The following is a 10,352-nucleotide window of genomic DNA, read 5'->3' as shown; positions in this document are numbered from 1 at the left end:
CGAGAAGCTCGGCGGGGGCGTCGAATCCGTGCTCGCCGAAGCACTGGAAATCCTCGACGAGGACGAACGCCTCAACCGTGCCGCGTCCGCCCACGCCGCGGAAATCGTTCTCGCACAATGTGATCGCCGCCCACTGCGTCTGCTCACCCACTGCAACGCCGGTCACCTCGCCACCGTCGCCTGGGGCAGCGCGCTCGGCGTCGTCTGGCATCTTCACGACCGCGGACTGATCGAATCCGTCCTCGTCGACGAGACACGTCCAGTGCTTCAGGGTGCCCGGCTGACGGCGTGGGAGCTGGCGCAGGCGGGTGTGCCCTACCGGGTGCAGCCGGACGGCGCCGCGGCGGCGGCGATGGCGCGCGGACTCGTCGACTGCGTGCTCGTCGGCGCCGATCGGATCGCGGCCAACGGCGACGTCGCCAACAAGATCGGCACCTACGGCCTGGCGATCGCGGCACATCATCACAACGTGCCGCTCGTCGTGGTCGCGCCGTCGTCCACGGTCGACACATCGCTCGCCACCGGCGCCGAGATCGCGATCGAGGAACGCGCGCCCGACGAACTCAGGATGTTCACCGGCACCATGATCACGCCGCCGGACGCGGACGTTTTCAACCCGGCCTTCGACGTGACCCCGGCCGAGCTGATCACCGCCGTCGTCACCGAGCACGGCCGCTACCCGCCGCGCGGCGGCCAGCACTAAGGCATCCCGCCGTCCGCCCGCGTGTTAAGTAAGCGCACCCCTGCGTCGTTGGAATCCGTCGATGCATCATTTGAAACGTTTAGCCAGCACGCGGATGGGTATGTCTACCGCGCGACCTGTCGGCCTTCGCCTTCGCATCGCCTTCACCGGACGAACTACAGCCCCTGGTTCGATGATCACCTCCGGTTTCCCCAAATAGAACCCTCTTCAATGTCGCCCGGGAGGCGCAATGTTTGTTCATAACAAAAGTCTTCAGTTTGAGGTCCGAGTAACCGAGCCTGATCCACGTTTCGCGTCGCTGATGTTGGAGCAGTTCGGCGGCGCCAACGGCGAGCTCACCGCTGCCCTGCAGTACTTCACCCAGGCCTTCGCGCTGCGGGGGAAGAATCCCAAGATGTATGACCTGTTCATGGACATCGCCACCGAAGAACTCAGCCACCTCGAAATGGTGGGCTCGATGATCACGATGCTGCTTGACGGGCTCAACGACGACCTCAAGATAGCCAACCAGAAGTGCGACTGGATGCCGGCCGTGGCCACACCGGACGGTCGCGAACAAGCCATCCACCAGGTCGCGGTCAGCCCGTTGTTCTTGACTCTCAGTGGTGGTGGGCCGGACATCAAGGACTCGGCCGGCAACCCCTGGACGAGCACCTTCATAAACGCGAACGGCGACCCGGCCGTGGATCTGCGCAGCAACCTCGCCGCGGAGTCCCGGGCAAAAGTCGTCTACGAGTACCTCAAGCAATTCACCGACGATCCCAGCGTTCAGGATTCGTTGACATTCTTGATGACTCGCGAGGTCGCGCACTACCAGCAGTTCACCGCCGCCCTCAACGAACTTCCGGTGAACTTCCCTCCGGGCAAGCTTCCGGGAGACCCTCGATTCCAGAATGTCGCGTTCAACATGTCCAATGGCGAAGGATCAGTGCGTGGGCCCTGGAATGAAGGCCAAGGCCCGTGGCCGGAGGGCATGGAGTGGGAGTACATCGACAAGCCCGAAGAGCAGTGGCTGGGTACTGCCATTCGCCGAAACATAGGCGCCAAGCAGAATCCGACGGGTTCACCCGACGTCGAGGGTGAGAAGGCCTTCACTCACGAAGAGCACCGTCCCACAACGTAACTGATAAAGCATGATGGCCGGCGTCGATTGTATCGGCGCCGGCCATCTGCTGTGCCTTAGTGGATCTGGGGGTCCGGTGGGTTGTCGTCTGCGCGGCCGGTGAAGGCGTCGCGCACGTGATCGATTGTCGCAGCGATCATTCCCGTTGTCTTGAGCGCCGAGGGGGTCGGCGGAGTTCCGAGGTGCGGGCGGGTGGGCGCGATCTTTTTGGCGCGCTCGAGTTTTTCCCCGAGCTTGGTTAGCTCCTCACCGCTCGCGGCGGCTTCAAACCGTGGGAAAACGACATCTTGCTCGTAGGCGATGTGTTCGCGGCCGACCTTGACGAATTCCTGTAGAGCCTCATGGTATTCCGGTTCACCTGGCTTGCCGTCAGCGAGGCGCTGCAACAGCTGCTTGCCGTCCTGTTCCTGCTCGATCGCTTCGTCTGCGAGGGCGTCTCCGTCCTCGAGCGTCGCGCGTACGGCCGGCCAGAAGTGCTGTTCCTCAATGGCTTCGTGCTGCGACTCGGCGATGACAAGGTTGGTCACCATCGTTTCCAAGCCGCTGATTTGGGCGCCGGAGCCTGACGGAGCATCTTCGAGCACCTCGAGCATGCCCAAGACACTTTTGTGGTCCTGGCGAAGAAAAGTCAACGCGTCCATAATATTTCCTTTCATGAATTAGCTAGTCGGCCCCCGCCAGAATGAATTGCTGGCGGGGGCTGACGAAGAGTGGCGCAGGTATCAGATGCGTCCGCGGGTTGCTGTGGGTGCGGCGCCAACGCTGGCGTCGGCCTTGTTCCGGCGCTTTAGTCCCGCCAGTCCGAACAGCCCAAGGAGACCCAGTAGGCCCCACTTACCGGTGTCATCGCTATGTTGATCGGTGTTGCCATTGGTGTTGTCCGCCAACGTCGTTGTTGTTGACGATGGCGCGGACGTACCCTGAACGGCAGCGTCGGCAAGACCTGCCCCGCCGAACAGCAATGCCCCGGTGGCTGAAATTACCGCGATAGTCTTACGCATGATTACTCCTGGTTTCGGCGCGGAGCGCCAGATAGGTGCGAAGGGTGCAATTTGCGGGCCAGTGTGTTCTAGTCCCGACGAAGCGACGCGAATACAGAAACTTCAGCGTGCCCCTACGTAGTACCCAATGCGAGACCGCCGAAACGTTCACTTGCCGTGACGCGGGTGTCGATGACCCGCTGGGCGATGTCGGCGAGTTTCGTCTGACTGTCTTGGGATATCCGCCGCAGCATCTCAAAAGCGCGCACGTCGTCGACATCGTAAGTCGCCATGATGATGCCTTTGGCTTGACCGATACGGTCCCTGGTCAACAGCGCGGCCTGCAGCTGCTGTTCCTGACGCTGGGCCAAAATCGCAGTGGCGTGCGCGGCGACAACGCCCCCCGGTGGTCTCAGCGTCGGTGTCCCAGACATCGGTCCGGTGACTAAACACGTTCAGCGCACCTGCTTTGCGGTCTGCCGTGTACAGCTTCTGAGCATCCGAGTTCGACAACTGCCGGTGCGTACTGTGGCCCGGCCGAGCTGATCACCGTCGTCTCACCGAGCACGGCCGCTACCCGCCGTGCGGCGGCCAGGACTAAGTCATCCCGCCTTCCGGCCCAGCCCCCCGCCTAATGCGGGAAAAGGCTCAGCAGCGAAATCGCCATTGCCGCAACCTGATCGGGGAACGAAAAATGGTCGCCTCGCCAATCCATTTGGCAAGGCGACCATCTTTAACCAGTTGCATCGGCATTCTCGCCCCGTTGCGCCGGCCGGCTGCACTGGTTGGCACCTATATCTGTTGGCCTGCTGCAGGCAAACTCAAATGCATAAGCCGAGCAAGCAGGGCGGAGGCGGGCCACCCCAGCCAGGACCACCGCCCCATCCTGGGCCGCCCCAGCCGCGGCCACCGTGCCAGCCACCGCCGCCGCCGCGCCAGCCACCGCCACCACCGTGGAAGCCACCGCCGCGCCCGCCTCCCCAGCCAGCCAACTGTGCTTGGTGGACGACGCCTGGACCAGCCTCTGGGGTCGGAGCCGCGTTCGCGACGCCGGCCAGGCCGATGGCCGAAAAACCAATCGCACCGGCGATTGCGCCCGCACCAACAATCTTCTTCAGGATCATGGCGATCCCCTTCTGTGGTGGAAAACTCATGGCCGGAAAACTTGCCCGGTTGTACGTACTCGAAGTTAGATAGCGTTTCTATGAACTGGCTATGTCCGGGCCCTGCATCACGTATGCGGGTCTATCCGGCGGTCAACGCAGAGATTCGAGCACGGCTGAACTGAACGCGGCCGGTGATTCCAGATGCGGTACGTGGCCGGTGTTGGGCACACCCACGAAACGGGCGTTGGGCATCCGGGCCGCGAGCCCTTTGGCCATTTCGGCGATATTCCCTTTGGCCGCTTGGTCCTTGGGCGCAGTGTATTTCGCGCCCACATAGGTGCGGTCGGACAGGCCGCAGACGAATAACGTCTTGGTCGGTAACGAAGCGATGAAGTCCACGGCAGGCTCGTTGAGAAGCATGTCGGATGCCGCCGCGGAGCTTTGCACCCAGCGCTCGAACTCGGGTCCTGTCCCGACGGCCATGCGTACCGCGACGAAGGGCTCGATAAGCCGAGGCTCTTTGTTCACGAAATAGTGCGCCATGTATTGGCGGACCTGATCGACGGTCATGGAGCGCTCATCGTTCGCCCAGTCCTGATGCCGCACCTGCTGCATTAGCCCGATTCGGTAGTCTTCTAGTCCCATCGGGTTCTCCAGTACCAGCGTGTGCACCCGCTCAGGTAGCGCCCGCGCCATGTGCATGCCGACCAGCCCCCCGGTCGAATGCCCAACGAACACAAAAGAATCCACCTTCAGCTGATCTACCAGCGTGCGCAGGTGTGTCACTAACGAGGCCGCGGTCAACGTCGAGGGCTTGGTGGACTTACCCCAGCCGATCAGGTCCGGAACAATTACCCGGAACCCCTCGTGGCGCAACGCCTCGATAACTCCCGTCCAGTACGCGCCGAAGAAGTTTTTGCCGTGCACCAGCAGGATCGCGCCCTTCGACTGCGGGCTGTCGGGTAGCACGTCCATGTACGCCAGGCGCGCACGCGCCTCCCAGTCCGGGGCTTGGCGGTCGATCCAGCCCGCCTGGGCGACGTGTGTGACATCCAGATAGTGCACGGGGTGCGGATAGGGATAGCTCTCCAAGCCGATACCAAGGGTCTCGCCATCAGGCCGAGGGACCGCTGGTTCACCGTCGCCCGGCACTGTAGGCACGGGGTGACAGCCCGAAACGAGCAACCCACCCATCGCCATCGCCCCATTCAGCACGCGTCGCCGATTAACAATGATCGAGTCCACCACAGAACAATTCGAACACTCCGGTACTGATACAGCCATCCCGCTCGGCACGCGGTGACCTCTCACGGCCTGGAGGCGTGCCACTTGTGGAGCCCAGAACCCTTGAGTCGATGCGAGTGAGGTCACGGCTCGCGCTGGCCGGGAATCTTCTGCGGTGCCCTGTCAGCCACCGTCGCCGTCTTGGTTGTCGCCGCTGCGAGAACCCCCCGCTGCCGCACGAGCCGAATTCGGACCAAAGTCGCGACGACGTGCCTACGATTCGAAGCGCAACTAATTTACCCTTGCGTAGGAGTCGATAGCCATGAGCCTGACCACCGATCCCCGGGTGCCACTGCGTAGCCTGAACCGTTTCTTCATCGGCGGCGAATGGGTCAAACCCAGCTCGGATTCCACCATCGATGTCATCGATTCCAACACCGAGCAGCTGTACTTCAGCGTCCCGGAAGCTCAGGCTGCCGATATGGACATGGCGATCGGGGCGGCCCGTCATGCGTTCGATCGCGGACCATGGCCCCGGATGACGCATCAGGAGCGGGCGGGCTACCTGGCGGCGATCGCCGACCAACTCGATGCCCGCACCGCTGACTATGCGGAGATGTGGCCGCGGGAATCCGGCGTCGTCCACTCCGTGGCGGAGATGATGATCCCGGGCGACCCGGCAATGTACCGGTTCTACGCCAGCCTGGCCGACACCTACCCATTCGAGCAGCAGGTCACGCCCAGCCCGTCTCCGAATCCCGGCGGCGAGTTCGGGCTGCTGGTACGCGAACCGGTTGGCGTCGTCGGCGCGATCATCCCGTGGAACGGCCCGCTGAGCCTGATCACGATGAAGGTCGCACCCGCGCTGCTGGCCGGCTGCACCGTTGTGGTCAAGGTCTCCCCCGAGGCGCCCGGTGCCGGTTACCTGATGGCCGAGATCGCCGAGCAGGTGGGCCTGCCGGCTGGCGTGCTGAATGTGATCACCGCCGATCGCGAGGTCTCCGAGCTGATGGTCCGTGACCCGCGGGTGGACAAGATCGCGTTCACCGGTTCGACCGCTGCCGGGCGCAAGATCGGTGCGATCTGTGGTGGCCGCATCGCCCGCTTCACCCTCGAACTCGGCGGCAAGTCCGCCGCGGTCATCCTCGATGACGCCGACATCGGGCAAGCCGCGGCCACGCTGGCCGGCGCGGAGTGCCTGTTGTCCGGCCAGGTCTGCGCGTCCCTAACCCGGATCGTGGTGCCCCGCAACCGGCACGACGAGTTCGCCGACGCGCTGTCGGCCGCCTTCTCCTCGGTACAGGTGGGCGACCCGTTCGACGCGGCCACCCAGATGGGTCCCTTGGCCATGGAACGCCAGCGCGACCGGGTCGAGCACTACATCGCGAAGGGCATCGAGGAGGGGGCGAACCTCGTCACCGGCGGTGGTCGGCCCAAGCATCTCAAACGCGGGTACTACATCGAGCCGACGGTCTTCTCGGGGGTCGATAACAAGCACGTCATCGCGCAGGAAGAGATCTTCGGGCCGGTGTTGAGCGTCATCCCTGCCGACAGCGAGGAGCACGCGGTCGATATCGCCAACGACACCATCTACGGGCTCAACGCCTCGGTGTTCACGCCGGATATCGCCCGCGCCCGTGAGGTCGCCGGAAAGCTGCGCTCGGGCACCGTCGGCCACAACAATATGCGGCTGGACTTCGGTGTGGCGTTCGGCGGCTTCAAGCAGTCCGGTATGGGCCGCGAAGGCGGCCTCGAGGGCCTCCTGCCGTACCTGGAGACCAAGACGCTTCTCCTCGACGAGGCACCACCGGGCTACGATAAACTTCCTTGAAATCTATTGCACCGAAAGAGATTTCACGCGGGCTGTAAAGTCACCAACACCCGCCGGCCCGCGCCCAGCCGTGTTACGTCCCGTACAGGATGCGCCAGATGATCTCGGCTGTCTGGCGCGCCAGCGCCGGGTCGTGTGTCGCGTCGTTGGTCGCGATGTGCTCGGCGGCCAACCGCTCGCCTGAGTAGACGATGAACTCGGCCATGATCCGCGGGTCCAGGCGCTTGGGGATGCGCCGCCTGTGCTGTTCGCTCTCGATCCTTTTCTGCATCGCGTCGATGACGCTTGCGAACTGCCCACGCCAGAAGTGGGCGACTTCGGTGTCGTAGGCCGAGACCTCAAAGTATGCGCGCAGCACGGGAGCGTGGGCTCGCCAGTTGCGCAGGGTATTTGCCATCGTGGCCTCGAGCGCTTTCTTGCCGGGCGGCGGATCGGCCAGCGCCCAACCGCGCGATTCCGCGAAGACGTTCTCCATGACGGACTCCAGGGCCGCAAGCAGCAGCTCGGACTTGTTCGCGAAGTTGCTATAGAACGCCGAGCGAGCGACGCCGGCCTCGTGGCAGATGCGCTGGACGCCCAGCGACGTATAGCTCTCGCCCGCTTCGAGCAGCCGCTCGACGGCGTCCAGCAGCTCGGCCTGCACGGCATCGCGCCGCGTCCGACCGCTTGCCGTCTTGCGTGTGATCGAAGGCATCCTGAAATCCTAAAGAGCCCGGGACGAGGGAGGACCGTCTACAGCGCTCTCACGTGATCACCACTAGCGCTCCTTGAGCGCCGCGAACGAGTCGAGGTCCATGACGGCCTGGGTCATCCGCTGGAGGTTCACACGCGAGATTTCGACCGGCTGCATGTCGGGCTGAAACCGCCCCGCGCCGATGGTGATCAGCCAGAAGGCCAGCCCGTGGAAGACCTGCTGGCGATACAACGTCCAGGCCACGTCGAATTCCGGCGGCTCGCCGCCGGACTCGCGCAGCAGGTGCAGGTAGTAGTCGAGCAGTTCGTGCTCCCACGCGCGGCGGTCCTCGACCGTCAGGCCTGACATGAAGGCGTACGCCACGTCGAGTGCCCAGCATCCGCGCGCCATACACTGCCAGTCGTAAAGGCCCATCTCGTGCTCCGGTGTGGAGAACCAGTTCCCGGCGTGAGTGTCCTGGTGCACGAGTGTCGTTGGCCCGTCGACATTGAGTTCGAGCGAGCGCATGAACGCGGGCCATACTTCGGTTCGGCGATCGATGAAACCGGGCGCGCAGACGTCAGCGGCCCGGTCGATGCCAATCAGGGTGCGCTTCTCGAACGGCATCCGCGCGTTGACGTTCGCCTGCCATTGGAGCGCCGAGGCGACCCAGCTCAGATCCGTGGCAAAACGCGGGCTATTCCACAGTCGCCCATGGTAGGAGGCCATCTCGCGCGTCATGCTCTCGGCCATGGACCGCGTGACGTAGCGATCGGCTGGACTGGCGAAGCGCGCGTTGCGCGTGTGGGCAATGTCTTCGATAAGCACGAAAGTGCGACCCGACGACGGGTCGGCGGCGGCGTGGTAGCCCAGCGGTGAGAGCAGTTCGAGGCCCGGCCGGATCTGGATGTAGAAGCGGCCCTCGTTCTGCGAGGCCCCGGTCAGGCCGCTGACGAGGCGGGTCGTCAACGTCGGCGTCGCCTTGAACCAGACCCACGCTGGGAGACCCGCGGCCTGCCCCGCACCGTTATAGGTCAGCTCGATGCGGCCACGTGCCGTCGCGCCGGAGTGCGCTTCGCCGAAGGTAAACGCGACGACGTGGGCTCCGGGAACCTGTGTGCAGAGTGCTCCAGTGAGCCACTCGGCGGTGAGGGCTTGCGGGCCGCGCGGCACGTCGGTGGGTCTGACCGCCATCGGCTTGGTCACGTGCTCGCGGGCGACGTGAGCTCCCACGGCGGCAATTTGGCGCGCGATTCCCAACTTGGACACCACTCAGCCACCCGGCTTTCCGCGCTCGAAGGGCACGATGTTGGGCAAGGTCGTCTTCGGCGGCACGCCGAGCCGGCCGTCGCCGGTCAGATAGGCAGACCCCCTGCCCGCGTCCCCGCTGTCGTTACGGACGTGCGGGACGGCGGGTCCGGGACACGCCCGATCGGTGCCGTCGCCACAGATGTAATCGGTGAAATACGAGCGCTTCTGGATGTCATCCGGCCAAGTGGTGGAGTGCAGCGATACCCACATGTTGGGCACGTTGTAGGTGATGAACATCGCTCCCTGGACCACCGCCGTCATGGCGAGCACGCGCACGGTCAGTTTCTTTAGCTCGGATCCGCGCACGCGTTCGACCCCGCGCTCGACGACCGTGTGCCCGCGGTCATCGACGAAGTACCTGACGCAGGCGATGATCGTGAACATCGACGCCGTCGTCAGCACCTCGTTAAGCGGGTATTTGTGATAGGTGTCGGGGAAAAGCGCGAGATGCCCACCGGCGTAGGTGAACACGCCGAGCGGCATGAAGAGTGCGCCTTCGAGCACGAAGTCGTAGACCATCATGGTGAGGAAGCAGATGCCGATCAACTCGGCCCTGCTCACGCGGGGCCAGCGACTCTGTGCCCTGCCCATCGCCCATGACCCGAGCTTGGTAACAATCAGGAACGCGGGGACGTAGATCCCGACGATGTAAAAGATCGGCGCCGCGGTCATCCGCCCCGGTTGGGCGAACGACATTGCGCCCGGGAGGCTGTTGACCCACGACCCGAAGTTGACCTGCCAAGAGTTGTAGGTGAACCAAGGGGCGAGGTAGTTAGACAGGGGGTCCTGCCAGCACATCGCAAAGAACGCAAGCGCCATCACGCCGTCTACCGCTACCCGTCGCTGATGCCGCCACGGGCGCACGACCAGGCGATATAGCAATGCGATCGTGACGAGCGGCAGGACCGCCTGGATCGACACCAGCGCGACCTTCATCCAGGTCGGCGGATCACTCGGCCCGCTTGGGACCTCCTTGAAGAAGGGGCCACTGATCCACCTGGCAAGCACGAATGCCTCGAAGGCCAGGACTAGGGCGCCCACGAACGCCCACACGGCGACTGCCGGCGCGCTGCGTCGCGCTGCGGGAACGACGGACACACCGGTCTGTGGACGACTCGATACAGCCATCGCGTTGCCTCCTTGCGGGTAATCAATGTGGATGAGCGTACGCGCTAACGGACATAGTGTCCATCACCATGTCCGATAATTTGGCGCAATCCTCGGCAGGGGAACCCGTGGCCGGCGGGCAGCGGTTTGCAGCAAGGTGCGGCTCGAGGCCGGCCACGACACCGTCCGGAACGGGATCGTGAATGAGCCTGTCCCGCATGGATTCTGGCAAGACGCATGGCCTCGTCTTGTTCCCGTGGCGGGAGGCACCGCCGCGCTCAGCCAGGGATCAGC

Annotated in this window: 10 protein-coding genes and 1 pseudogene; 3 read left to right on the top strand and 8 right to left on the bottom strand. The window is 64.1% G+C overall.

Annotated features, from left to right (window positions below; all coding sequences use genetic code 11):
• Both mtnA and VNW74_RS30020 read left to right on the top strand, forming a co-directional pair.
• On the top strand, nucleotides 1–703 hold a 703-nt coding region (mtnA, locus tag VNW74_RS30025), incomplete at its 5' end, for an S-methyl-5-thioribose-1-phosphate isomerase (RefSeq protein WP_325683708.1).
• Between the two features lie 229 nt (nucleotides 704–932).
• Nucleotides 933–1,826: a manganese catalase family protein gene (locus VNW74_RS30020; RefSeq protein WP_325683706.1), complete on the top strand. Its 894-nt coding sequence runs from the start codon at nucleotides 933–935 to the stop codon at nucleotides 1,824–1,826.
• A gap of 56 nt (nucleotides 1,827–1,882) precedes the next feature.
• Here VNW74_RS30020 and VNW74_RS30015 read toward each other — a convergent pair whose 3' ends face one another.
• The 5 genes and pseudogenes from VNW74_RS30015 to VNW74_RS29995 form a co-directional block, all read right to left on the bottom strand.
• Nucleotides 1,883–2,467 carry a hemerythrin domain-containing protein gene (locus tag VNW74_RS30015; RefSeq protein WP_325683704.1) on the bottom strand — a complete coding sequence of 195 codons (585 nt, stop codon included), beginning with the start codon at nucleotides 2,465–2,467 and terminating at the stop codon, nucleotides 1,883–1,885.
• 81 nt (nucleotides 2,468–2,548) lie between these two features.
• Nucleotides 2,549–2,827, bottom strand: coding sequence for a WGxxGxxG family protein (locus VNW74_RS30010; RefSeq protein WP_325683702.1), 279 nt, complete (start codon nucleotides 2,825–2,827; stop codon nucleotides 2,549–2,551).
• 113 nt (nucleotides 2,828–2,940) lie between these two features.
• Nucleotides 2,941–3,338, bottom strand: a pseudogene (locus tag VNW74_RS30005) (ANTAR domain-containing protein); the annotation flags it as partial.
• 289 nt (nucleotides 3,339–3,627) lie between these two features.
• On the bottom strand, nucleotides 3,628–3,960 hold the full coding sequence (locus VNW74_RS30000) for a hypothetical protein (RefSeq protein WP_325683700.1): 333 nt from the start codon (nucleotides 3,958–3,960) through the stop codon (nucleotides 3,628–3,630).
• A 102-nt stretch (nucleotides 3,961–4,062) separates the two neighbouring features.
• Complete coding sequence (locus tag VNW74_RS29995) at nucleotides 4,063–5,073, bottom strand: alpha/beta hydrolase (RefSeq protein WP_325683698.1); 1,011 nt, start codon at nucleotides 5,071–5,073, stop codon at nucleotides 4,063–4,065.
• A gap of 385 nt (nucleotides 5,074–5,458) precedes the next feature.
• Here VNW74_RS29995 and VNW74_RS29990 point away from each other — a divergent pair, with 385 nt between their 5' ends.
• Complete coding sequence (locus VNW74_RS29990) at nucleotides 5,459–6,967, top strand: aldehyde dehydrogenase (RefSeq protein WP_325683696.1); 1,509 nt, start codon at nucleotides 5,459–5,461, stop codon at nucleotides 6,965–6,967.
• Between the two features lie 73 nt (nucleotides 6,968–7,040).
• Here VNW74_RS29990 and VNW74_RS29985 read toward each other — a convergent pair whose 3' ends face one another.
• The 3 genes from VNW74_RS29985 to VNW74_RS29975 form a co-directional block, all read right to left on the bottom strand.
• On the bottom strand, nucleotides 7,041–7,610 hold the full coding sequence (locus VNW74_RS29985) for a TetR/AcrR family transcriptional regulator (protein ID WP_325683694.1): 570 nt from the start codon (nucleotides 7,608–7,610) through the stop codon (nucleotides 7,041–7,043).
• A 114-nt stretch (nucleotides 7,611–7,724) separates the two neighbouring features.
• Nucleotides 7,725–8,900: a phosphotransferase gene (locus VNW74_RS29980; protein WP_325683692.1), complete on the bottom strand. Its 1,176-nt coding sequence runs from the start codon at nucleotides 8,898–8,900 to the stop codon at nucleotides 7,725–7,727.
• A gap of 12 nt (nucleotides 8,901–8,912) precedes the next feature.
• Complete coding sequence (locus VNW74_RS29975) at nucleotides 8,913–10,079, bottom strand: spirocyclase AveC family protein (RefSeq protein WP_325683690.1); 1,167 nt, start codon at nucleotides 10,077–10,079, stop codon at nucleotides 8,913–8,915.
• Between the last annotated feature and the right edge of the window lie 273 nt (nucleotides 10,080–10,352).

Source organism: Mycobacterium sp., assembly GCF_035570115.1.
Lineage (GTDB): Bacteria > Actinomycetota > Actinomycetes > Mycobacteriales > Mycobacteriaceae > Mycobacterium.
This window is presented reverse-complemented; position numbering and strand designations above follow the sequence as displayed.

Coding starts and splice junctions, on each gene's coding strand:
- VNW74_RS30000 (WP_325683700.1), bottom strand. CDS start 3,960: ATGAGTTTTCCACCACAGAAGGGGATCGCCATGATCCTGAAGAAGATT.
- VNW74_RS30015 (WP_325683704.1), bottom strand. CDS start 2,467: ATGGACGCGTTGACTTTTCTTCGCCAGGACCACAAAAGTGTCTTGGGC.
- VNW74_RS29990 (WP_325683696.1), top strand. CDS start 5,459: ATGAGCCTGACCACCGATCCCCGGGTGCCACTGCGTAGCCTGAACCGT.
- VNW74_RS30010 (WP_325683702.1), bottom strand. CDS start 2,827: ATGCGTAAGACTATCGCGGTAATTTCAGCCACCGGGGCATTGCTGTTC.
- VNW74_RS30020 (WP_325683706.1), top strand. CDS start 933: ATGTTTGTTCATAACAAAAGTCTTCAGTTTGAGGTCCGAGTAACCGAG.
- VNW74_RS29975 (WP_325683690.1), bottom strand. CDS start 10,079: ATGGCTGTATCGAGTCGTCCACAGACCGGTGTGTCCGTCGTTCCCGCA.